Genomic DNA, 23538 nt, shown 5'->3' with positions numbered 1-23538 from the left:
TCTTAGTTTTTTTCTCCTTTCGCACTCTTTTTATTGACTATTAATAAGACTATTAATACTGATAAAAACATTAACGTTGATAATGCATTGATTTTAGGATTTATACCCTTTCTAGCCATAGAGTATATATTAATTGACAAATTCGAAACTCCAGAACCAGTATTAAAGAAGCTTATTACAAAATCATCTATAGAAAGAGTAAAAGCAATTAATGCACCAGATATAATACCATCGAATATTTGAGGAATTATGACTTTTCTCATGGCATACATAGGTGTTGCACCTAAATCTAGTGCCGCTTCCATTATGTTTTTGGGTAATTGTTTCAACTTTGGAAGAACGGCTAAAACAACATAAGGAGTACAAAAACTAATATGAGCAAGTAACATAGTTAAAAAACCTTTTTCTATTTTTAACATATTAAATAATAACATTAACCCTACTGCTGTAACAATATCAGGGTTTAGAACTGGTAAATAATTTATATTTAATAGTAATTTTCTTTTAAAAGATTTATAATTGTTTATTCCTATAGCAGCTACAGTCCCCAAAATCGTAGAAATAAGAGAAGCTAAAAGTGCAATTATTATAGTATAATACAAAGATTTTAGTATTTCTGTATCAGAAAATAAACTTGTATACCATTTTAATGTAAATCCATTCCAAGTAACTCTAGACTTAGAATCATTAAAAGAAAAAATAATTAATACTATTATAGGAGCATATAAGAATAAATATATAAGAAAAGCATATATTTTTTTCCCTAAAGATTTTACCATAGTCCCCCACCACCTTCTTCTTTATCTACTTTGGACATAAAGGCCATAGTAATTAAAATAATTATTATCATGATAATAGATACTGCGGAACCAAAATTCCAATCACCTACTGTAAGGTATTGTTGTTCTATTAAGTTACCTATTAACATATATTGTCCACCACCCAGTAACCTAGATATTACAAAGGTAGTAACGGCAGGCATAAATACCATAGTAATTCCTGAAAATACTCCTGGCATACTAAGTGGGAAAATTACTTTATAAAAAATTTGCAACTTAGTAGCTCCTAAGTCACTAGCTGCTTCTATTAAACTATCATCCATTTTATTTAATATAGTATAAATAGGTAGTACCATAAAAGGTAAAAAGTTATAAACCATTCCTAATAATACAGCACCATCATTATATAGTAATTTTAATGGTGGTAGACTAAGCCAAGTTAAAAAAGAATTAATAAAACCATGCTTACCTAAAATAGCCATCCATGCATAAGTTCTTAATAAGAAGTTCATCCACATTGGAAGGACTAAAAGCATTACTAATATATTTCTTTTTCTATGTTCCAAACCACTTAATATGTATGCTAATGGATATCCTAAAATTAAACATAAAATTGTACAAAATGCAGCTAATTTTATGGAACGAAACAATATATTTATGTAAAGAGGGTCCATAAATCTTTTATAGTGTTCTAAAGTTACACTTGGGTCTATAACACTTTTAGTTACACTAAAATAAACTATTAAAAGTAATGGACATACAATAAAAATTATATTCCAAAGTATATATGGATAAGATGTGTATTTCTTCATTTAGCTACCCTTCTTTCTCCATAATATGAATATCATCTGGATATATATCCATTCCTATGCAAGTATCGATTTCTACTTTCTCTGTTGAATGAATAATCCATTGTTCTTTAAGAACCCCTTCTACTGTTATTTCATAGTGTACACCTTTAAAGATAATTGAAGTTACTTTCCCTTTAAGCATACCCTTTTCTTCTGATACAATCTTAATATCTTCAGGTCTTACTACCACTTGAACTTCTTCGCAATTATTTGGACGTTTATCTACACATTTAAAAATTGTGTTACAGAATTCTACTTCAAGGTCCTTATTCATTATTCCTTTTACAATATTAGATTCTCCAATGAATTTAGCGACAAAAGCATTTTTAGGTTCATTATAAATATCTTGTGGTGTACCCATTTGTTGAATTTCACCTTGTTCCATTACTATAATTTTATCAGACATGGTAAGTGCTTCTTCTTGATCGTGAGTTACATATATAAATGTAATTCCTATTTGTTGCTGCATATTTTTAAGTTCTGTTTGCATTTCTTTTCTTAATTTTAAGTCAAGAGCACCTAATGGTTCATCTAGTAAAAGTACTTTAGGTTCATTTACAAGTGCCCTTGCAATTGCAATTCTTTGTTGTTGTCCACCACTTAATGCAGATATTTTTCTTTTTTCATACCCAGATAAGTTAACTAGTTTAAGCATTTTTGTTACTTTTTTATCTATTTCATCTTTAGGCATTTTTTTAAGTTTTAAACCAAAAGCTATATTCTCATATACATTCATATGGGGAAATAAAGCATACCTTTGGAATACAGTATTTATCTGTCTTTCGTAAGGCGGAATATTACTTATATCTTTTCCTTCAAAGATTATTTTACCCGTAGATGGGGTCTCAAAACCACCTATTAACCTTAAGGTAGTTGTTTTACCACAGCCACTTGGACCTAAAAGAGTTAAAAATTCATTCTTCTTTACGGTAAAATTAATGTTTTGTAAGATTTCTAATCCTTCATAATCTTTGTGAATTCCAACTAATTCAATTATGTTTTCACTCATTTTTTTGCTTCACCCCTATTTAGTTTTATAATTTTAGTATTTACAATAGTGGTTAATAGTAAACCAACTTTTATTTTATAAAAAAAATACTATAAATTCAACATTTCTTTTAATTTTTTTTATTTTTTATTGTTTTTTATTATAAATAAGCATCTATTAAAGTTATTTTCATATTATAATGAATATCTTTAAAATGCATAGATATACAGTATAATCTATTTAAATATGTTATATATATTGATTAAATTATGCGTTTTTGTTAATATTATCATTGTATAAAAAAAGAGAAAGAGGTGCTATTTATGGCTAGTAATTATTCTTTTGACGTAGTATCAGAAGTAGATTTACAGGAAGTGGATAATGCTATTAACCAGGCTACAAGAGAAATAAGCAATAGATATGATTTTAAAGGATGTACTGCTGAAATTGAAAGAAAAGAAGAAGAAATTAAAGTTCATGGTCAAGATGAATATAAATTAAATGCTATGAAAGAAATTTTAGATGGTAAATTAATTAAAAGAGGTATATCCGTAAAAGCACTTGATTATGGAAAAGTAGAAGATGCAGCAATGGGAACATTAAGACAAGTAGCTAAAATAGTAAAAGGTGTATCAAAAGAAAAGGCTAAATTAATAGTAGCCGATATAAAGGCAAGTAAATTAAAAGTTCAAGCTCAAATTATGGATAATCAAGTTAGAGTTCAAGGTAAAGATAAAGATGATCTTCAAAGTGTTATAGCTCTACTAAAGGGAAATGATTATGGTATAGCTCTTCAATTTACAAACTTTAGATAATAAAAAAAGTATTCACTTATAGTGAATACTTTTTATTTATCAAATAAACCACCAGATTTTTTAGAACGCTTAGCACCTCTTGAATAACCTATACATTTTGAAGGTCTTTTATTCTCTTTTTTAACATTTTTATTCTTTTTTTCTTCTATTAATTGTTTCATTCGTTCCATTGTATTATCGTTCATGAAAAAGCTCCTATCTATAATTTATTAAGTAATACATCTTATTTTAAGAGCAATTTCTATATAAAGTCAAGCAGTTATTAAAGTAAACATAATCTATTTAAGATTATTTATATGTTTTTTTACAATTTCTACATTCCAATTACAGAATTCATTTAAACTAAATTCTTCATTATCTCTAACATAAGTACAAATTCTATCACCTATTGGAGTAACCCACTTATCAATATTAATTCCATCCATTAAATTAATAATTCCTAAAATACTAGCAATTTGTGCTGCATTACAATCTACATCTTGTCCTTCCATGCAAATTATATTCATAGTTTTTTCAAAATCACATTTTCCAAACCAAAGAGCAATAACTTCAGCCGCTGCATTAGGATAAGCATGTATCCAATTGTATTCCTTATATTTTTCTTCACAAACCTTCCAGCAATCTTCAAATGAATCTGAATTTAAGCATAAATCATAAGCAAATTTTACTACTGAATAATATTCTGAATCATTAGGAATAGCATCTATAGATAACTTAATTATTTTTCTAATATCATTTTCTACAAAGGCTAAAGAAGTCATTACAGCATTAAAAATTTCTCCTAATACTCCGTTATTATGATGTGAAACGGATCCATCTTCAAAAGCAAGTTTAGCTGCCATATATGGATTACCAGGTGCAACAAATCCACATACTACACCTCTCATTTGAGCTCCAATCCATTCTCTATAAGGATTGTTTTTGTATCCACTTTCTGGTGGAAAAATACCCATTCTTATGTTTTTTAAAGCTATATCTTCAGCAGACCATCCAGCAGGTATTAATCCTACCCATTCTTTAGCAATATCTTTGGACGTAACATCATATCCCTTTGTTTCAAAAGCTTTTAAAAATGCTATCTCATATGTAATATCATCATTAAAAGTATTAGGAGTCCTTATGTAAGATGTTATATTTCCAAAGGCCTTTTTCAAATTCTCACTAGTATACCCTTCTATAGCTGTTCCTAATGCGCCAGCACATATTTGATATACCCATGCACTTTTTATTTGTTCATTAAATTCTGATATATTTAATTCAAAAGTATCATATTTAGGAAAAGTAACCTTATTAAGATATTCCTCAAAATTATTATATACTGTATAACTCCAATATGGATGATCTTTGATTTTAGGAGCATTATTTAATTCATAGAATATTTCAGCTGTTAACTTGTGTAATTCATATAAATTATTATCTTTTAATGCTTCTAAACCTTTTTCCATTAATTCTTCTGCCTTACTAACATCACATCCCATACTTTCAACTGATTGAATAGCTCCAATAAGAACTTTCTCAGGTGCATAAGAACCTGGAACATGGCTATTCCAAAGAAGATTGATTTTATCATCTTCATCTTTTAAGATTTTTTTATAAGAATCCCATGTTTGCTCCTCTTCTGTTAATACCTTAGGTATAGCATTTCTTCTAAGTTTCAACTCGTACTTCCATGATTTCATTTGTAAATATCCCCCTTTATTTTATATCACCTACTATATCTATTCCATTAACAATCATGCTATAAAAAAATATAGTATCATATATATCAGCATTATGATTTACCGCATTAAATGTTGTTACCAGCTTAGTAGGTATAATTATTGATGATTCTATGTCTAATTGATTAAAATAGGTTTTTAAAGTTAGTGAAAGTTGATATATGCATATATCTGAACAACAACCAACTATAACAAAGCTAGTATATTTTCCTTCTAAAAGCTCATAAGGATTTTTAGCTATAAATCCATTAGTAGAATTTTTAAATACAGATATGATAGAATCTATTTCCTTTAATTCATCTACTAATTCACTACCATAAGTTCCTTGTAGCGAATGACTAGGAAAACTATGAAACTCTGGAGAATTAATATTATGTGCATCTCTATATGCAATTATAGGCATATTTCTCTCTTCAAATTTCTTAGCTAATTCAACTATAGATGGAACTAAATCTTTAACATTGTTTGAATATAGTTCTCCCCCCTCTGTTGCAAAGGAATTTACCATATCTACTATAATTAAAGCTGTGTTTTTAGGCAAATCATTTATATTTAAAACTATTTCACTTCTTGTATTAACTTTATTATGCATAAAATTAAATTCATTAAGTATTATAGAAGAATCTAGGTTTTTTCTGTCTAAAAGCATATGAACAACTCCTTTTATTATCTTATTTACACTTATAAAATACCCTTATGATATTTTTAATTATAAATTCTTTTTATACTGTTTAATATATTTTCTTTTTTGTTTTCCAAAGCATTTATATCTTTTATATCCTCTATTTTATAATCCTTGTATTCTTGCCTTTTAGTCAGTGGAATTAATTTAAATTTATTATTATTTTCATATAAAGCTATAGGAATATATTTTATATTATTAACCTTTGTAGCCTTATCCTTATTTGTTAAATTAATCTTAATAAAATAGTTCATATTATCTGCCTTGGATGAATATAAATTCTTATAGGATAAAAAATCACTATTATTTTCCATACATAAAGTATTGGTGTTTTTTAAAACATCATTTTTAGCATTAGAATTAGTACCTTTTTCTATTATTAAGTTTACACCTAAATCAGAAAAGTCCTTTTTTATTTTTAGATGATTTTTCTTTGTCTCTTGAAAATTAAGTGTAGCTATAATATAAGTAACTCCTTGCTTTTTTATATTTTCTATGTTTTGAGCAAGATTTTTTAAACTTCCTTCATAGTTTTCTAAAGAAAAAGAATTATAATAATTAGAAAAAACATTATCTCTTTTAACTTTATCTTCAATATTATAATTTAAGATACCTATTTTAAAATTGTTTTTTTTAATTACTACATAATTTTTTTCAGCTAAGTTATCTTTTAATCCTAAAACTTTTATATCATTATTTTTTAACATATCTAAACTTTCAAACAATTTCTTGTTTCCCTGTTCATATATGCCCTTTTTATCTCCATTTATAAGTTGTAAGTTTAATTGTTTTTTTAAAGAATCACAAAATTCTTTATGAATAACATTTTCTTTCTCAAAATAAGAATTTAAAGAAAAAATAGGTATAGACTTCTTGCATAAATTATTCATACAAGAAAACAATTCCTTGTATCCCTCTTGATTTTTATTTAACTTATCCTGTAGTTCCTTTGAAAATTCTATTTTTCCTCCAATAAGTATATCTAAATTATTATCTTCTTCTTTATTGGGATTACTAAAAAGTTCATTATAATTTAAACTTAGTTCTTCTTTTTTAGCCTCTAGTACCTTTTTATCACTATGCCCTTGCTTATAATTGATATAACCTCCTACTAAAAATACCATTGAAGCTATTGTAACTAAAAGTATCTTATTTTTTGTATTATTTTTTTTCAATAAACTCACCTCAAATATTCACATATAAGATATTATACATTTTTTACCATAATATGTAAATACATTAAGCTTATAAAATATCTCTTAAACCTAATTTTTTACGTTTTAAAAATCCCACTGTAGTTTCTGCATTTATAAGAGCATTAAGAATACTCTCTTCTGTTGCCTCTCCCATTGCTTTAAATACCGTGTCTATATAGTTTTCATTTAAGTATTTTCCCTGCAATATATGATCTTTTTCATAATGTTTAACTTTATTTTCAGTGGAAAATCCTATTACAATGTCTCCACTACCATTTCCAAGATAACTTCCAGTTCGTACTAAACCTATATTAGCTCTTTTACAAACTCTTTTAAGTTGCCTATTGTTTAAAGGTAGATCTGTAGCAAATATAACTATAATAGATCCTTTATCTTCCCTGGGATAAGCATTTTTTAATGTATCCCCAAAAGGTTTTCCTTGAATAGTTAAATTTTCACCTATTCCAAAATTGCTAAGTACTAAAACTCCTAAAGTATATTCAACATTATTTATGTTTATTATCCTAGAAGAAGAACCTATACCACCTTTTAATCCAAGACAACACATACCAGTTCCAGCACCTACTGCACCTTGTAAAAATTCTTTATCTGTAGATTTAATAGTTTTATATACTAATTCTTCTGTTATAACATTTTTTCTAATATTATTTAAATATCCATCATTACATTCACAGATTATAGGATTTACCGTACCTGTTGAAAAACCAATATCTTCATTTTCTTCTAACATATATTTTATTACACCTTGAAATGCAGAGCCTACACTTAAGGTGTTAGTTAAAACTATAGGAGTTTCTATAGTTCCTAATTCATCTAACTGTATTAGTCCTGTAGTCTTACCAAAACCATTTATAACATAGGATGCAGCTTGTACTTTCTCTTTAAAAATATTACCTTCATGAGGAAGTATTGCAGTTATTCCAGTATTAATATCTTCTTCTTTTATTGTATAATGACCAACCGTAACTCCTTTTACATCAGTTATACAATTATTTTTTCCTTTTTTCATATTTCCAATGTTAAAACCAAATTCATCTATAGCTAAGTTATTCATGAAACCCCTCCTCAAGAATCTTTGTATATCATAAAACATCTTGATTTCAATTATATCATTTAAACGAAAGACTTATAAGTTCTTATTATGATAATTCAAATAAATTTTTCTTTATTTTTCTACAAAAATTTTATTGACAATTTAAGAAATTAGTTATAAAATTAAAATCAAATTAAAAAACATATAGATATTTACTATGAAGAGAAGAGTAGATATAAATTGAAGTCATAGCGAGTCAATGATGGTGAGAGTTTGACACTAAAGTTTATATTGAAGAACATCTCAGAGTTTCTAACCGAACTTCGAAAGAACAGTAGACTTAGACGGAACCATACCGTTAAATTTGGAACAGTATCAAATAATTATATTATTTCGTACTGTTATTACGAGTGAGTCTTTCAGACTAATTAGGGTGGTACCGCGAAATATACAGTCTTTCGTCCCTTTAGTGGATGAAAGATTTTTTTTATTTTAAAGGAGGATTTGTACAATGGTAGATTTAAAGTATTCACAAATTTCAATGGAACTAAAAAGTAGTATTAAGGAAACAGAAATTAACATTAAAAAAATTAAAGACTTTTTTGAAAGTAAATTAGCAGAAAAGTTGAATTTAGTTAGAGTTTCAGCTCCCCTTTTCGTAAAGAAAGATAGTGGTATTAATGATAACTTAAATGGTTATGAAAGACCTGTATCTTTTGATGCTAAAGGCGTTAAAGAAGAATTAGAAATAGTTCAATCTTTAGCTAAATGGAAGAGAATAGCTCTACTTACATATGGTTTTGAAAATGGCGAAGGTCTTTATACTGATATGAATGCCATAAGAAGAGATGAAGACTTAGATAGATTACATTCTTTTTATGTAGACCAATGGGATTGGGAAAAAGTAATACGTAAAGAAGATAGAAATATGGAAACATTAAAAGAAACTGTAAAAACTATTTATAGTGTATTTAAAGAAACAGAAGATTTAGTAGCTAGTTTTATAAAAGGATATACTAAAATATTACCTGAAGAAATTACTTTTGTAACAAGTCAAGAATTAGAAGATATGTATCCAAATCTTACAGATAAAGAAAGAGAAAATGAAATTGCAAGAGAAAAGAAAGCTGTATTCTTAATGCAAATCGGTGATATTTTAAAGAGCGGTAAAAAACATGATGGACGTTCTCCTGACTATGATGATTGGAGCCTAAATGGAGATATATTATTCTGGTATCCAACATTAGGATGCGCTTTAGAACTGTCTTCAATGGGTATAAGAGTAGATGAAAAAGCTTTAATGGACCAATTAGAAAAAGCTAATATGATGGAAAGACGTGAACTTCCTTACCATAAAGCATTATTAGAAGGTAAATTACCTTACACTATTGGTGGAGGAATAGGTCAATCAAGAATTTGCATGTTCTTCTTAAAGAAAAAACATATAGGAGAGGTTCAAAGCTCTGTTTGGAGTGAAGATATTATATCTCAATGTTTAAATAGTGATATAGAACTTCTTTAATCTTAGAAATAATAAGGTGTAATGGAATTTACACCTTATTATTAATTTTAAATATTATTAGCAACTTTAATTGCTTCTTCTATTAACTTTTCTTTAGAATTTAATTTAGGATTCTCAATAGTTTTCTCTAATAGAATATTTAATATTTTTTTTATACGTATCCCCTCTTTTATTCCTAAATCTATTAAACCCTTTCCATTAATATTTAAATCTTTTAAACTTATAGGTACTCTATTTTGTATAATATATTCTTTTTCTTTTAAAAAGTCCTTTAGTATTTCCTCATACACTTTATCTTCTAAAATTAATATATATGCTGAATATACCTGTAAAAAATCATTTAAATTTTCTAAGGAAAATTCATTAATAATTTTACATACGTATAACCTTGTAGCCTTGTTTATAGGATTATATAGGTATTTTAAATTAGTATTTATATGTTTTATAACTTCATTGGGATAAGATAAGCATTCTTTTAATCTTATACTTTCTATAGAAGCCTTCAATATATACTTATATATAATAAATAAGAAAAAACTTAGCTTTTCCTCCAAAGACAGGTCTAAATAAAATATATGTGAAAATCTATTTAAAAGTTTCAAATCATTTTCTAAAGTATAATTCTTAATTTGGAAGATATCATAAATAATCTCTGTTTCAAAAAGAGTAAGTATCCCCTTATAACAATTTTTATCTGAAAAGATTTTGGTTAATTCAGTAGTTATTCTTTCTTTACTTATATTTCTTATTAAAGCCCTATTTATATAAATGCCATTTTTAGTTAGAGGATCTAATGTAAAATTTAAACAAGTTGAAAATCTAATAGCTCGCAACATTCTAAGAGCATCCTCAAAAAATCTATCACTACTATTTCCAACAGTTTTTATTAATGCTTTATTTAAATCAGATTTTCCATGAAAAATATCTATTAACCCATCCTCATAATTATATGCCATAGCATTTATTGTAAAATCTCTTCTTTTTAAATCTTCTTTAATATCCTTTGTAAAATAAACTATGGAAGGTTTTCTATTATTTATATAATCTTTTTCACATCTAAAAGTAGTTACTTCAAAGTCCTCCTTATGTATATTAACTATAATTGTTCCAAAAGCTTTACCTACTTCATAAGTTTTATGTCCCAAATCATTAAATATATCTATAATAGTATTAGGTTCTGCATTAGTTGTAATATCCCAATCTTTGGGAACCTTGTGTAAAAGAGAATCTCTTACACATCCTCCGACAACATAGCTTTTAAATCCGTTTCTTTTTAAGGTTTCTATAATATATTGAACTTTTTTAGGAATAATAATATTACTAGTGTTTTTATTCATAAAATCACCTAAATTCTTATTGATTTTTACATAGATATCTATTATAATCTTGCTTAATATAAATTAAATTTCCTTGGAAATCTTTGGAAAATATTTTATAAAAAATTAATTTATATATTCAATTGTAAGGAGTTGATAAATTATGTCAAGTAAAGTAGCTGCATTTTTTGATATTGATGGAACATTATACAGAGAAGGATTAATTACAGAAGTATTTAAAAAACTAATTAAAAGTGAGATTATAGATAATTCTAGATGGTACAACGAAGTTCGTCCTTACTATATTAAATGGGATAAAAGACAAGGAAACTATGATAATTATCTTTTAAAAATGGCAGATATCTATACAGAGGCAATAAAAGGTTTGCATAAATCACAAATTGAATTCATAGCTGAGTTAGTAATAAAACAAAAAGGGGATAGGGTTTATACCTTTACTAGAGATCGAATAGAATATCATAAAAAGAATGGACATTTAGTTATAGCAATTTCAGGTTCTCCTATAGAATTAGTTAAAAACATGAGTTTAAAACATGGATTTACTGATTATGTAGGTACTGTATATGAAAAAGATAAAAATGATATATATACAGGTGAATTAATACCTATGTGGGATAGTGAAAGTAAACAAAAGGCAATATCAAGCTTTTGTGCAAAATATGATATTGATTTAAGTAAAAGTTATGCTTATGGAGATACTTCTGGAGATTTTACTATGTTTAAGAATGTAGGAAATCCAACTGCAATAAATCCTACTAAAGAACTTGTAGAAAAGATTCTTGAAGATAATGAAGTACGCGAAAAAGCAAAAATAATAGTTGAAAGAAAAGATATGATATATAAGCTTTCACCTTTAGATATTCAATTCTAATCTAAATAAGTTAAAAAGGAGGTTAATCCCTCCTTTTTTAATACGCTCATAAATACAATTTCAAACTGGAACTTGTCACATTGAAATAAGCTCCGTTATTTATACTAATTCTAATGAGTTCCATAAACAACTTCAAATCCTTCATTTTCTAGCATAGATTTAATTTCATCATATCTATTACATTGATTTTTTACACACAGAGAAAGATGAATTCTAGTAACATTACATTTTTTTAATTGTACCATTTTATAATCTAATTCTTTTTTTAAATCCTTATCACAACCATTGCAATGAAAAAATCCATATAATTTTATCTCTTCATCTAAATCTTTATATATAGCAAATCCTTTACTTTTTTCATTAAATGCTTGAAGACACCAAGCACCACAGCATTCATAAGAGAGCTTATTACAAGTTAATATAGCTATGTTCATATATATTTCCTCCTAAAAATAGGGTTATGTAATCAAAATTATTATAACATATATAATATTATATTTGACAAGTTTTATAGAATGTCCTATAAAATACAAATAACAAAAGTGAACTTAATCGAAAATCTAAATACTTAAGTGAAATTTATTGAATATATTGGTTTTTTATTATAAAATTTCATATGTTGACAAAAATAAATAAAAACAACAATAAATTACTTTTTAATTAGTCATATTTTTATATAACAATAATTAAAAAGTTTGAAAACCATTTAATATGGTTAAAATTAAGGAGGGTAAAAAATGAAAAAGAAGTTTATTGCAACTCTACTGTCAATGAGCTTAGTATTTTCTTTAGTAGGTTGTAGTAGTAAAGCAGACACTACTACAAAAACAAATGAAATAAAACAAGAACAAAAAACAGAGGCTAAAAAACCTACAATTCAAGACGGAGGAACATTTATATTCTCTTCCGATTCAGATCCGCTTACTTTAAATCCATTGTATATGGGTGATAGATCTAGTCATATGGTAAACAATGCTATATTTGATTCTCTATTTACTGAACATGATGGTAAAATAACGTATCATCTTGCTAAGGAATTAAAAATATCAGATGATATGAAAACATATACAGTAATTCTTAAAGATAACTTGAAATGGCATGATGGAAATAAAATCACAGCTGATGATATTGTTTTTACATGTAATACTATACTTAATTCAAAAGGCACTACAGGTGCAAGAGAAAATTTTGTTATTAACGATAAAGAAGTTAAAGTAAGTAAAAAAGATGATTTAACTGTTGAATTTAAATTACCTGAAGTTTATGTTCCTTTTAAAGCTGCTTTAACAGATTTTAGACCTATTCCAAAACATGTTTTTGAAAAAGAAAAAGATATAGCTAAAGCAGAAGCTTCAACTTCAAAACCTATAGGTTCTGGTCCATTTAAATTTAAGGAATGGAAAAAAGGTGAAATGTTGACACTTGAAAGATTTGACGATTATTATGCTGGAAAACCTCATATGGATAAAGTAGTCTTTAGAATAATTACAGATGATAATTCTTCTGGATTAGCTTTCCAAAATGGAGAGGTTTCTGCAACATATGTTTCTGATGAATCTTATTTAAAGTATTCTAAAGATGATAAATTTAAAGATTATTCATATCCAGAAGGTATGACTTATTATATGGCTTTAAATGTTAAAAATCCTATTTTATCTAAGAAAGAAGTAAGACAAGCTATTGCATATGCTTTAAATAAAGAAGAGATAATAAAATCTTATTCTACTGAAGAATTAACTAAAAAGGCTTATTCAGTATTCCCACCATCAACTTTCTCATATACTGAAGATATAGAAAAATATAATCATGATTTAGACAAAGCTAAAGAATTAATGAAAAAATCAGGGGTAACTAAAGGTAAATTAAAATTCTTATATCCTAGTGGTGGCGGACTTGCTAAAAAAATCGCACTTGTGGTTCAACAACAATTAAAAGAAATCGGTCTTGATATAGACTTGGTATCCTTAGATTCAAAGGTATTCTATGAAAAAATAATGGGTAAAAAAGCAAGAGATTTTGATTTAACTTTAAATGGTTACGTTTTCGGTGATGAACCAAGTACTTATAGCAACGCATTCTATACTAATTCAACATTCAATGCTTCTCAATATTCTAATAAAGAATTAGATAAATTATTTGATGAAGGTAAAGTTGAAAAGGACTCTAATAAGAGAAAAGAAATATATGAAAACATCCAAAAAACTATAGCTGATGATCTTCCTATATATACTATAGATTATCCTACTTCAAAGGTTGTAACACAAAATAATTTAGGTGGAGTTGAAGAAGCTAGATTAGTTCCAATATATATGTTTGAAGATTTATCTAAATTATATTTCACTAAATAATTCATAAAATAAAAAGTAAGATATACAGTGAAAACTTATATCTTACTTTTTTGTTATTTATAATTTTAATTTTGCTAATGCTTCAGCTAATGCACTATTCATATTTTCTTCATTCTGTTTGTTTTGCTTTTTTATATAGTTTGATACTTCTCTTTTAGAAGGTGTATTTCCTTTAGTTTGTTTTCTTTGTTTAAAGGTACTTAATTTTTCTCTATATCCACAAGAACAAACAAAAATTTGCCCTTCCCCTTCTCCTCTTAACTCTAACTTTTTATGACATTCAGGACATCTAGCATTAGTTACTTTAGAAAGACCTTTTCTGTAACCACATTCTCTATCCTGACAAACTAACATCTTTCCTTTTTTACCTTTAACCTCTAAAAGATATTTTCCACATTCAGGACATCTAGTTCTAGTCATATTATCATGTTTAAAGCTATTTTCTTCTAACTTAACATCTTGTACTAAGGCAACTGTATAATTCCTTATTTCTTTTAAGAATTTATGTGAATCCTCTTTACCCTTACTTATTTTATCAAGACGTTGTTCCCATTCTGCTGTAAGAAGAGGTGATTTTAAATCCTTTGGTACTAATTCTATTAATTGTTTACCTTTAGATGTTGGATAAATATCCTTTCCCTTTTTCTCTATAACAAAGGAATTAAATAATTTTTCTATTATATCTGCCCTTGTAGCAACAGTTCCTAATCCCCCTGTTTCACCAAGAGTTTTAGCAGATGCTTTATCTATTTCAGTGTATTTTTGAGGATTTTCCATAGCAGATAATAATGTTCCTTCATTAAATCTTGCTGGTGGATTAGTTTCTCCTTTTTTAGTAGAAACACTTGAAATTTTGATTTCATCACCTTTATTAAATTTAGGTAAAACCTGTTCAAGTATATCTGACTCATTATCTTCTATACTTTCTTTATCATAAAGAGCTTTCCATCCCTTTGACACAACAACATTTCCTTTAGCTATAACTCTTTCACCATTTATATTACCTTCTAAAGTTGTTTGTATATATTCATAAGGAGGCATTAAAACACTTAAAAACCTTTTTATAACTAAATTGTATACATGTTTTTCCTCAGTACTTAGATTAGCTAAGTTTCCATTCTCTTCAGTTGGAATTATAGCATGGTGATCTGAAACCTTAGAATCATCTACAAAGTTCTTATTCCCTTTAATAGTATGCTTTAATAGTTCACTTGATGTAGCCCTAAATTCTCCAAAAGAAACTGCTTTTAATCTATCTTTTATTGTAGGTACAATATCCTGTGATAAATATCTAGAATCAGTTCTTGGATAAGTAAGAAGCTTATGATTTTCATAAAGTCTTTGCATAATATTTAAAGTTTGCTTTGCTGAATATCCCCAGATCTTATTACAATCTCTTTGAAGTTCAGTTAAATCATATAAAGCCTTAGGATATTTCTTCTTTTTAGCTTCTTTAACTTCTACTAAAGTAAGATTATTAGATTTTACCTTTGATAAAACTTTATTTAAAAATTCTTTATCAAAAATTCTAGAGTTTCCTTCTTTATTAACCCATGTAAACTTACACTTAGGTGTATTAATTTCTATAGTATGATATGTTTTAGGTACAAAGCTTTTTATCTCTTCTTCTCTCTGAATTATAAGTCCAAGAGTTGGCGATTGAACACGTCCTGCTGATAATTGAGCATTATATTTACAAGTCAATGCTCTAGTTACATTTAATCCAACAAGCCAATCAGCTTCTGCTCTACATACGGCAGCTTTATATAGATTTTCATACATTGCACCAGGTTTTAAATTTTTAAATCCTTCTATAATGGCTTTATTAGTTTGAGATGATATCCATAATCTTTTTATAGGCTTTTTAGATCCTACTTTTTCTATAATCCATCTAGCTACTAATTCTCCTTCACGTCCGGCATCTGTAGCAATGACTATTTCTTTAATGTCATCTCTCATCATAACTTTTTTAACAGCATAAAATTGCTTAGATGTTTTACGAAGAACGGTTGTTTTCATATACTTTGGCATCATAGGAAGAGATTCCATATTCCAATTTTTATATTTATTATCATACCCTTCAGGATCTTGAAGTCCAACTAAGTGTCCTAAAGCCCATGTAACGATATACTTATCTCCTTCTATATAACTACCTTTATTCTTATTACATTTTAAAACTTTTGCTATATCTCTACCTACACTAGGTTTTTCTGCTAATACTAATATTTTGCTCATAATTATTCCTTTCAAATACATTTATAATATATCTACATTATAAATTAAAATAGGAATATATACAAAATTATTATGAAAAAGTAATAAAATATGCCAAATTTACGGGGCCAAAACAAATGTTCTGTATTTATAAAAACACTAAAACTAATACAATGTAAAAAATCCTATGTATTAGACTTTATCATTTAATACATAGGATTTATATTTAAATTAAACTTAATTTCAATTGTTTATTTATGAAGATTTACTATATGATTTTGTCTATGTTTTCCTAAAAAGAATATAGCTAAAGCTCCTGGGCCACCATAAGTTCCAACTGCAGGACATATATCATTAATAATTACTTCTTTAACATTTAGTTCTTTTAAAACAAGTTCCTTTAATTTTAGTGCATCACTTTCGCTATCACCATGGGAAATCATTATAGTTTGTTTTTCTGGTTCTTCTATTTGTTCACAAACAAAACGCAACATTTTGTTAAGCGCATTTTTTCTACCTTTAACTTTTAAAGCTGGTATAACTTTTCCTTCATTATTTAAAGTTAAAATAGGTTTTATATGTAATACTATTCCAAAAAGTGCTGCAACATTAGAGATTCTACCACCTCTTTTTAGATGGTTTAGATCATCTACTGTAATATAAGTGTTTAAATTAAATTTTTGTTCTTCTAGAAATTCAGTAACTTCTTTGAAAGTTGCTCCAGCTTTTTGAAGTTCTAGAGCCTTTATTACCATAAGTCCTTGTCCTAAAGAGGCTGTTAATATATCCACTATGTTTATTGAAGCATTTTCAAAATGTTCTAATGCCATACTTTTACCTATATTAGCACTATTAAAAGTTCCACTTAATCCTGAGGAAACACATATGTATATTATATCTTTATTTTGTTTTAAAATATTTTCGAAAGTTTTAAAGTAAACTTCAGGACTAGGTTGAGATGTTTGGGGAATTTCCCCTTCTTTCATACCCTCATAAAATTCTTTATAACTAAGGGTTTTACCAAAATGATCTTCATATTCTTTTCCTTTAAATCTACAAGTTAAAGGTATATAAGAAATATTATTATTTTCTATATATTGAATGGGTAAATCGCAACAAGAATCTGTAATTATAACATAATCTCTCATGTAAATTCTCCTTATAGGTATATTTTGATTAAATTTATTATATGCAATTATATAGATTTAATAATAAAAACTAAGTTAAATCCATATAGTTACACTTCTCAATAGATATAAGGTTTTAGACTGATTCACTATTTTAGAATTTAAAGCATTGTTTTAGATTTTTATAAAAAATGACTTGCAAATTCTTGTTTTTGCAAGTCATTTTTTACATTATATCATTTTTATAGATGAAAGAAAATATTTTTTTATTAATCCGCAGTAATAACTCTATTAATTGTAATTAATCCATCTAATGTTACAATTTGTTTATCTGAATTTTTTATTACTGGAGTAATATCACCATCTTTTTCGTCTGAAGTTAATTCTATATCTCTTATGAGCCCTTTTTCTAAAAGATTTTTAAAAAGATGTTTTAATGATTCATCATTTACTTTAAATCTTTCTTGGTATTTTTCTAAAAAGTTAAAATCAGTTTTGTGAGAAATATTAAAATTTTGATAGATTCTAGTTAATAAGGCTATTTCCTCTCTACTCATTTTACATATCCTCCAATTTATTTATAATTTATCTTAATGAAAAACCATATTTAACAGGGTCCTCTTGATCTATAAATAATTGATTATGACCTACTATATAGGCTTTGCCTGTAATTTCAGGTATTATTGCATCAAATTCTCCAACTTTTGTTGTTCCTATAACTTTTCCTTTAAATGTAGTTCCTATAACACTTTCATATATAAAATCTTCATTTTCTTTTAATTGACCTTTAGCATATAAAGTAGCAATTTTTGCACTTGTTCCAGTTCCACAAGGTGATCTATCTAATTGTCCTTTTCCAAATACTACAGCATTTTGCATATCTGCATCTTTGTTTTTTGAAGGTGCATACATTTCGCAAAGGTCTACTGTTTTTATATGAGGTAAAGTTGGATGTTGAATTTCTATTTGCTCATTTACACTTTTTATAACCTTCATTCCAATTTCTATTATTTTTTGAGAGTTTTCAGGTAAAATATCAACACCTAAATCCTCTGCTTTTACTATTGCAAAGAAACTTCCACCAAAGGAAATATCTAATGTTACAGTACCTATACCTTCAACATTTACTTTAACATCTTTTTTATAAACAAAAGAAGGAACATTTTCTATAGATACTTCCTTAACTTTTCCATTTTCAATTTTGGCTTTTCCTTTAACAAGTCCTGCGGGCGCTTCTAACATTACTTCTGTTACAGGCTCAGTCATAGGTACAAATCCTTCTTCAACTGCTACTGTTACTGCACCTATAGAACCATGTCCACACATATTTAAATATCCACCAGCATCCATGAATATTATTCCAAGATCTGCTTTATCGTTTGTCGGTTGAGTTAATATTGAACCAAACATATCACTATGTCCTCTTGGCTCAAGCATTATAGATGTTCTTAACCAATCTAAGTTTTCTTCTAAGTAAGCTTTTTTTTCTGGCATAGTTTTTCCAGGTATATTAGGTACTCCTCCTACAACTATTCTAGTAGGTTCACCCATAGTATGAGAATCTATTGTAAATATTGTTCTTGAGATATCCATATAATTACACCCCTTTATTTATATTTATTATTCATTTTTAATTTTAAGAAAGCTAAAGCTTTTTTTGCATCTAATTCAGTAACATTGTTTTCACCGACTACTTCTGTTTCTATGCCTTCCTTAGATTTATTGAAATCCACTATAGTATCCATATATATATTAGTTACAACAAATTCAGCTTGAGTTCCTACAAAACTCATTCCTACAACCGGAATATCTCTTTTCCCAATTTCTTCAATAAGTGTAGCAAAATCGATATTACTATTGCCCCAGCCATCTATAGATACTATTGCCCCATCTGCTCTCATAGCTTCAACTAAAGCACCGGTTCTATTGGCAGAAAACTCTTTATCTGTATTTTCTTGTGGTGTGCCAACCACTATAACACCTAATAAATCTATGTCATCATCATTTGAAACTATATTGAGTAGTGGATCTCTAAAATGATGTATTGTAGTTTCTTTAGTAGATGGACCTATACCCATGTAATCATCTCCTTAGTTCATAGCCCTTAAAGCACCATCTCTATATTCATTTGGGCTTAATACTACAGGCATATTACCTAAATCAATAATAGATCGTGATCCTTTAAATCCAGATGGTTCTACAGGTAAAATTCCTGTATCATACATAGCACCTTGACCTGCAACTTGTTTTATTATTACAACTTTTCTTTTGTTAGGTTTTATCTTATCTAAATATTCGTATTTCTCATCACATAAATTTCCATTCATATTTTTTAGATATGTTCTAATTTCTTGAACAATACTGTCACATACTTCATGAGCAGCCATAGGACTAAGTCTTTGATTAGGAGATTTTTTTAATGTAACATTTACATGAATGATTACATCATCTTCTTCAGGCGTTCCCGCCATTCCAAACTTAACCTGTTCTTTAAGAATTCCTTCTGATGAACCAAACTCAGCCACCTGTGTTCCATCTTCATAAGTTCCTGTAAGCATTACTATAACACCGGTTAGAACATGAGTTATTCCTTCACCTATGGTTCCTAAAACCTTTGTAGCAATTGGCGAAAAATCCATTATTGAATTTACAAAGATATTGTGTTGGTTTGGATTTATTATATTTAATTCTAAGTCCTTTATTAATTCTTGAGATTCCATAGCTTCTTTTACTACAGTTTCTTTTATGTATAATTTTTTATCTTCTATGTACGTTTTCTTTTCATTAAATAAAACTTTATTTATGTGAAAGGTTTTGATTACAAGTCTTCTCATTTCTTTTTCTTTATTCATAAAATCACCACAATACATTTTTTATTAATATTTTTTATAGCAAGTCTCAAAAGAGACTTGCTATAAACTTATTTTAAACTTTTGCTATATATTCATAAGGAAGTGTAACTATTGTTCCTGGAGTAGTTATTTTTGTTAATTGAATTAATGAATCTTTAACTATACCAGTTTGCATTTCAATATCATTAGGTTTTCCGGCATTAGCACCCATAGGTACTCTTGGAGCAACTGCTCTTGGAGTTCCTGTTTGCTTAACTACTGGTGGTAAGGCTGCTATAATTATAGTAGGAATACCAACTTCTTCAATTGCTCTCTGCACCAAAACTGCAGAGCGGTGGCAAGTTCCTCAGCCAGCTGTCATTAATACAGCATCTACCCCTTCATCTTTAAGTATTTTAGCAATTGCTGGTCCTGTTTCTTCTTTAAAAACTTTTTGGTTTCCTCCACCACCCATGAAACCTATATGAGTTGGAGCTACAGCTTTTATAAATCCTTCCTCTACAAGCTCTTTTAATCTATCTATAGGGAACATACTATTTATATCTTTGTTAACATCACTATTATCATAACCACCATGTGATACCATTAAGTCCTTTGAATCAACATCTCCTGGAACTTTTCTAAATGAAGTATCTCCTGCTAGGTTAAACCTTTTATCAGATTTTAAGTGTACTCCAGCTGCGGTAGCTATAGCAATTTTCATATCCTTAAGTTCTTTTGTAACTTCAGCCCAAACTGGAGGAGGAGTTATTGGTACATATATTTCTGATTGCATTCCTTTAACAACTGTTAAACTCATTACTCTCTACCATCCTTTCTATTAATTTTCTCTAAATTGCTTATATATTTTTCATTTGGCTCTTCTGATAAAACCTCTAAAAAGCTCATTTTAAATCCAACTTCTTGCCCTATCTTAAGTGGGTAATCGGTTATAAGCATTCTCATAGGAATTCTTATATAACCTAATCTTCCTTTTAAGTCTATTGCAACACATCCATCATGTATTTCTACTATGATTCCTTGCATTTCTATTATTTTGTCACCGAATTTTAGATCCATTTTATTTTACCTTCTAAGAATATTTTTCTTGTCTCTTTTTACTCATTGGTATTGAAGTTTCGTTTTTAACTCTATCTATTTTAGTATTAGTAGATTTTTCTATTGCATCTATGTTATTTTCTTTTACATTTTTATTGTATTTTCTTTCAGGAGTTTTTACTTCTTCCCCTGCCATAGCATTTTTAATCATAGCAATACCTCTTTCAGCATCTTCAGGACATAGAGTATTGCATCCTAATACTTCATTTTCTATACCAGCTTCTGATTTATTATTATCTATCATGTATTTCATGTATTTATTTCCTACAACTAATGCACCTTGAACTGCACAGAATGAGAATGCCACGCATGATATACCTCTCATACCTATTTGTTCAATGTGACTTGCAAAGTCTATATGGTTATTACCAAATCCTTCAGTTGTAACAAAAGCACCATCTACATCTAATGCTTCTACAATCATACCCATTCTTTCTGATACATAGAATTTTTCAGAGTTGATTTGAGGACTTCCAACAAATAATACACCACAAAGGTCTAATTCTTCATCTTCTAATACAGCATGAACAAGAGGTTCTCTCCAGTAATGTCTAGAACATTCTTTAGATGCTGGTCCTATACAAGTTAAAGCATGAATTCCACCATCTGCAACTTCTAATGGAGAAAGCATTACAGGTACATTACCTAGGTCAACGTTTGGTTGAGCTCCAATAAATCCTACTGGTTCTAAAGGTAATATTAGGTTATCATGCATTGCACCTTGTCCCATTATTTCTTTAACTATAACAACTTTTTTCTTTCCAGGTCTTCTAACATGTTTAAATTCTTCTGTATTTACAACTAAAGTTTCGTCTTCTACTTCTTTTAAAGCATTTCTTATTTCTTGAGTTATAACATCAGTTGCCTTATGAGCAGCCATAGGGCCTCTTCTTTCCATGTTAGTTTTAGCTTGTATAGTTACTTGTGTTTTTATAAAGATTTCACCTTTATCTGGACAGCTTGGTCTTCCCCACATAATATTTTCATCTAAATATCCTTCTGAAGAACCAAATTCACCTATTTGTACACCATCTTCATCAGTTCCAGTAACCATCATAATTACGCCATCTAAAACTCTTGTAACCCCAGTTCCTAATTTTGAATCTCCTTCTTTAGTAGCTATTGGTTGGACATCCATTATTGTTTCACTGTAAGTATGATACTTATCAGGAGTAATTATTTCTATTTTCATATCTTTTACAAGTTCACTTGCTTGTAATGCATCAAGACAAACATCTTTTCTAATATAAAGAGTTGTTCCATCTATTTTAGTAGTTTCTGCATCTACAACTACTTTATCAATTTTATAATGCTTTCTAGTAAGAGTTCTTAAAATCTTTTCTTTTTTAGGTGTTTCTACTGTTTTAACATTTGATATAACAGCATCTTCAGCCTTGATCATAGGAGTAGTAGTTACATTTTGTGTAGTTGAAACTCCATTTAAAGGTATTTCAATATCAATACCTTTTCCTTCTGCAATTTTAATTCTCAAAGTTTTATTGTTACAAGTTACTATCTTCTGTTCGTTTTTCATTTCAGCACTCTCCTGGAAACCTTCCAATAATGATGGAGTTATAGGAGTTAAGGCTACAGTATCATTTTTTAATACCTTGCCAATAACATCCTTTCTTGTTAATACATTATCATCTAATTTTATAAGTAATGAATCTTCTAATTTTGCGAAGTTCATTGGATTTTCTAAATCAGTAATACCTATTGTATCACCTGATAATTTATTATATTTTAGAACTGCTTTTTCTAAAGGTTCTGTCAATTCTTTATTTTCACTTGTTTCTTGATTTTCTCCTTCCTTAGCCCCTTCTAATAGTTCGGGAGTTAAAGGAGTAAGAGAATCTATAGTTTTTAGAAGTTTAGCACCTATTACTTGTTTTATTTTGTAACAGTTATCAGGGATATTTAAAAGTCCTGAATCAACCATATCTGGAAATATTGCAGGATCTTCTAAGTTTGATGCGGAAATTACTGTGCCTTCTTCTGTTCTACAACAAACTACTGCTAATTCGTTTTTTAGTTCCATTGCCTGTTCTTCACTCATTGACATGGCAATCATCCCTCCTTATCTTCA

21 protein-coding genes, 1 pseudogene and 1 other annotated feature are annotated in these 23538 nt (G+C 27.9%); of the genes and pseudogenes, 4 read left to right on the top strand and 18 right to left on the bottom strand.

What is annotated here, in order from left to right; genetic code table 11:
* Nucleotides 1-2: 2 nt before the first annotated feature.
* Genes QOZ93_RS02740 through potA form a run of 3 tightly spaced genes read right to left on the bottom strand, consistent with a single transcriptional unit; the run spans nt 3 to nt 2639 of the window.
* Nucleotides 3-779, bottom strand: a complete 777-nt coding sequence (locus QOZ93_RS02740; RefSeq protein ID WP_307355014.1) for an ABC transporter permease — start codon at nt 777-779, stop codon at nt 3-5.
* Entirely contained in the window at nt 773-1591 is an 819-nt protein-coding gene (locus tag QOZ93_RS02735; RefSeq protein WP_111942497.1) for an ABC transporter permease, read from the bottom strand. Before QOZ93_RS02735 ends, QOZ93_RS02740 begins: the two co-directional genes overlap by 7 nt.
* A gap of 4 nt (nt 1592-1595) precedes the next feature.
* On the bottom strand, nt 1596-2639 hold the full coding sequence (potA, locus tag QOZ93_RS02730; RefSeq protein ID WP_307355013.1) for a spermidine/putrescine ABC transporter ATP-binding protein: 1044 nt from the start codon (nt 2637-2639) through the stop codon (nt 1596-1598).
* A gap of 302 nt (nt 2640-2941) precedes the next feature.
* On the opposite strand from potA, the gene QOZ93_RS02725 reads away from it, so the two are divergent.
* Nucleotides 2942-3433, top strand: a complete 492-nt coding sequence (locus QOZ93_RS02725) for a YajQ family cyclic di-GMP-binding protein (protein ID WP_307355012.1) — start codon at nt 2942-2944, stop codon at nt 3431-3433.
* Between the two features lie 32 nt (nt 3434-3465).
* Here the strand turns inward: QOZ93_RS02725 and QOZ93_RS02720 are convergent, their stop codons facing one another.
* The 5 genes from QOZ93_RS02720 to QOZ93_RS02700 all read right to left on the bottom strand — a co-directional run bounded on the left by QOZ93_RS02720 (nt 3466) and on the right by QOZ93_RS02700 (nt 8104).
* Complete coding sequence (locus QOZ93_RS02720) at nt 3466-3618, bottom strand: hypothetical protein (protein WP_307355011.1); 153 nt, start codon at nt 3616-3618, stop codon at nt 3466-3468.
* Between the two features lie 93 nt (nt 3619-3711).
* Complete coding sequence (locus QOZ93_RS02715; protein ID WP_307355010.1) at nt 3712-5112, bottom strand: ADP-ribosylglycohydrolase family protein; 1401 nt, start codon at nt 5110-5112, stop codon at nt 3712-3714.
* Between the two features lie 16 nt (nt 5113-5128).
* Nucleotides 5129-5800 (bottom strand): cysteine hydrolase family protein, encoded by a 672-nt coding sequence (locus QOZ93_RS02710; RefSeq protein ID WP_307355009.1) that lies wholly within the window; start codon nt 5798-5800, stop codon nt 5129-5131.
* Nucleotides 5801-5856: 56 nt separating this feature from the next.
* The gene (locus QOZ93_RS02705; RefSeq protein ID WP_307355008.1) at nt 5857-7008 is read right to left on the bottom strand and encodes a CapA family protein; all 1152 of its coding nucleotides are present in this window, start codon (nt 7006-7008) and stop codon (nt 5857-5859) included.
* Nucleotides 7009-7078: 70 nt separating this feature from the next.
* Nucleotides 7079-8104: a P1 family peptidase gene (locus tag QOZ93_RS02700; RefSeq protein WP_307355007.1), complete on the bottom strand. Its 1026-nt coding sequence runs from the start codon at nt 8102-8104 to the stop codon at nt 7079-7081.
* Nucleotides 8105-8291: 187 nt separating this feature from the next.
* Nucleotides 8292-8552 (top strand) — a binding site (T-box leader).
* Nucleotides 8553-8594: 42 nt separating this feature from the next.
* Between QOZ93_RS02700 and asnA the strand changes: the two genes are divergently transcribed.
* The gene (asnA, locus tag QOZ93_RS02695) at nt 8595-9605 is read left to right on the top strand and encodes an aspartate--ammonia ligase (RefSeq protein WP_307355006.1); all 1011 of its coding nucleotides are present in this window, start codon (nt 8595-8597) and stop codon (nt 9603-9605) included.
* Between the two features lie 47 nt (nt 9606-9652).
* Here the strand turns inward: asnA and QOZ93_RS02690 are convergent, their stop codons facing one another.
* Nucleotides 9653-10942: a CCA tRNA nucleotidyltransferase gene (locus QOZ93_RS02690; protein ID WP_307355005.1), complete on the bottom strand. Its 1290-nt coding sequence runs from the start codon at nt 10940-10942 to the stop codon at nt 9653-9655.
* Between the two features lie 142 nt (nt 10943-11084).
* Between QOZ93_RS02690 and QOZ93_RS02685 the strand changes: the two genes are divergently transcribed.
* Complete coding sequence (locus QOZ93_RS02685) at nt 11085-11813, top strand: HAD-IB family hydrolase (RefSeq protein WP_111942479.1); 729 nt, start codon at nt 11085-11087, stop codon at nt 11811-11813.
* A gap of 110 nt (nt 11814-11923) precedes the next feature.
* Here QOZ93_RS02685 and QOZ93_RS02680 read toward each other — a convergent pair whose 3' ends face one another.
* A complete protein-coding gene (locus tag QOZ93_RS02680; protein WP_111942477.1) occupies nt 11924-12247 on the bottom strand; it encodes a CGGC domain-containing protein in 324 nt (107 codons plus the stop codon).
* A gap of 303 nt (nt 12248-12550) precedes the next feature.
* Between QOZ93_RS02680 and QOZ93_RS02675 the strand changes: the two genes are divergently transcribed.
* On the top strand, nt 12551-14161 hold the full coding sequence (locus QOZ93_RS02675) for an ABC transporter substrate-binding protein (RefSeq protein ID WP_307355004.1): 1611 nt from the start codon (nt 12551-12553) through the stop codon (nt 14159-14161).
* 57 nt (nt 14162-14218) lie between these two features.
* On the opposite strand, the gene QOZ93_RS02670 is transcribed toward QOZ93_RS02675, so the two are convergent.
* The 8 genes and pseudogenes from QOZ93_RS02670 to prdA form a co-directional block, all read right to left on the bottom strand.
* A complete protein-coding gene (locus tag QOZ93_RS02670) occupies nt 14219-16396 on the bottom strand; it encodes a DNA topoisomerase III (RefSeq protein WP_307355003.1) in 2178 nt (725 codons plus the stop codon).
* A gap of 230 nt (nt 16397-16626) precedes the next feature.
* The gene (locus tag QOZ93_RS02665) at nt 16627-17523 is read right to left on the bottom strand and encodes a DegV family protein (RefSeq protein ID WP_111942473.1); all 897 of its coding nucleotides are present in this window, start codon (nt 17521-17523) and stop codon (nt 16627-16629) included.
* Between the two features lie 248 nt (nt 17524-17771).
* Nucleotides 17772-18059, bottom strand: a complete 288-nt coding sequence (locus tag QOZ93_RS02660) for a hypothetical protein (protein ID WP_307355002.1) — start codon at nt 18057-18059, stop codon at nt 17772-17774.
* A 28-nt stretch (nt 18060-18087) separates the two neighbouring features.
* Nucleotides 18088-19095, bottom strand: coding sequence for a proline racemase (locus tag QOZ93_RS02655; protein WP_307355001.1), 1008 nt, complete (start codon nt 19093-19095; stop codon nt 18088-18090).
* Nucleotides 19096-19109: 14 nt separating this feature from the next.
* Nucleotides 19110-20336: pseudogene (prdD, locus tag QOZ93_RS02650) on the bottom strand (proline reductase cluster protein PrdD).
* A gap of 91 nt (nt 20337-20427) precedes the next feature.
* Nucleotides 20428-21153, bottom strand: a complete 726-nt coding sequence (gene prdB / locus QOZ93_RS02645) for a D-proline reductase (dithiol) protein PrdB (protein WP_307355000.1) — start codon at nt 21151-21153, stop codon at nt 20428-20430.
* Nucleotides 21153-21413, bottom strand: coding sequence for a CBO2463/CBO2479 domain-containing protein (locus QOZ93_RS02640; RefSeq protein ID WP_111942461.1), 261 nt, complete (start codon nt 21411-21413; stop codon nt 21153-21155). The genes prdB and QOZ93_RS02640 overlap by 1 nt, the downstream gene beginning before the upstream one ends.
* Before the next feature lie 13 nt (nt 21414-21426).
* A complete protein-coding gene (gene prdA / locus QOZ93_RS02635) occupies nt 21427-23514 on the bottom strand; it encodes a D-proline reductase (dithiol) proprotein PrdA (RefSeq protein WP_307354999.1) in 2088 nt (695 codons plus the stop codon).
* Nucleotides 23515-23538 lie beyond the last annotated feature (24 nt).

This window comes from Hathewaya limosa, from assembly GCF_030815255.1.
GTDB lineage: Bacteria > Bacillota > Clostridia > Clostridiales > Clostridiaceae > Hathewaya > Hathewaya limosa.
The sequence above is the reverse complement of the archived record's forward strand: the minus strand, read 5'-3'. Positions and strand labels throughout refer to the sequence as shown.

Excerpts from the sequence above, each read along its gene's own strand:
- QOZ93_RS02740 (WP_307355014.1), bottom strand. The coding sequence starts at position 779 with ATGGTAAAATCTTTAGGGAAAAAAATATATGCTTTTCTTATATATTTA.
- QOZ93_RS02735 (WP_111942497.1), bottom strand. The coding sequence starts at position 1,591 with ATGAAGAAATACACATCTTATCCATATATACTTTGGAATATAATTTTT.
- potA (WP_307355013.1), bottom strand. The coding sequence starts at position 2,639 with ATGAGTGAAAACATAATTGAATTAGTTGGAATTCACAAAGATTATGAA.
- QOZ93_RS02725 (WP_307355012.1), top strand. The coding sequence starts at position 2,942 with ATGGCTAGTAATTATTCTTTTGACGTAGTATCAGAAGTAGATTTACAG.
- QOZ93_RS02720 (WP_307355011.1), bottom strand. The coding sequence starts at position 3,618 with ATGAACGATAATACAATGGAACGAATGAAACAATTAATAGAAGAAAAA.
- QOZ93_RS02715 (WP_307355010.1), bottom strand. The coding sequence starts at position 5,112 with ATGAAATCATGGAAGTACGAGTTGAAACTTAGAAGAAATGCTATACCT.
- QOZ93_RS02710 (WP_307355009.1), bottom strand. The coding sequence starts at position 5,800 with ATGCTTTTAGACAGAAAAAACCTAGATTCTTCTATAATACTTAATGAA.
- QOZ93_RS02700 (WP_307355007.1), bottom strand. The coding sequence starts at position 8,104 with ATGAATAACTTAGCTATAGATGAATTTGGTTTTAACATTGGAAATATG.
- asnA (WP_307355006.1), top strand. The coding sequence starts at position 8,595 with ATGGTAGATTTAAAGTATTCACAAATTTCAATGGAACTAAAAAGTAGT.
- QOZ93_RS02690 (WP_307355005.1), bottom strand. The coding sequence starts at position 10,942 with ATGAATAAAAACACTAGTAATATTATTATTCCTAAAAAAGTTCAATAT.
- QOZ93_RS02685 (WP_111942479.1), top strand. The coding sequence starts at position 11,085 with ATGTCAAGTAAAGTAGCTGCATTTTTTGATATTGATGGAACATTATAC.
- QOZ93_RS02680 (WP_111942477.1), bottom strand. The coding sequence starts at position 12,247 with ATGAACATAGCTATATTAACTTGTAATAAGCTCTCTTATGAATGCTGT.
- QOZ93_RS02675 (WP_307355004.1), top strand. The coding sequence starts at position 12,551 with ATGAAAAAGAAGTTTATTGCAACTCTACTGTCAATGAGCTTAGTATTT.
- QOZ93_RS02670 (WP_307355003.1), bottom strand. The coding sequence starts at position 16,396 with ATGAGCAAAATATTAGTATTAGCAGAAAAACCTAGTGTAGGTAGAGAT.
- QOZ93_RS02665 (WP_111942473.1), bottom strand. The coding sequence starts at position 17,523 with ATGAGAGATTATGTTATAATTACAGATTCTTGTTGCGATTTACCCATT.
- QOZ93_RS02660 (WP_307355002.1), bottom strand. The coding sequence starts at position 18,059 with ATGAGTAGAGAGGAAATAGCCTTATTAACTAGAATCTATCAAAATTTT.
- QOZ93_RS02655 (WP_307355001.1), bottom strand. The coding sequence starts at position 19,095 with ATGGATATCTCAAGAACAATATTTACAATAGATTCTCATACTATGGGT.
- QOZ93_RS02640 (WP_111942461.1), bottom strand. The coding sequence starts at position 21,413 with ATGGATCTAAAATTCGGTGACAAAATAATAGAAATGCAAGGAATCATA.
- prdA (WP_307354999.1), bottom strand. The coding sequence starts at position 23,514 with ATGTCAATGAGTGAAGAACAGGCAATGGAACTAAAAAACGAATTAGCA.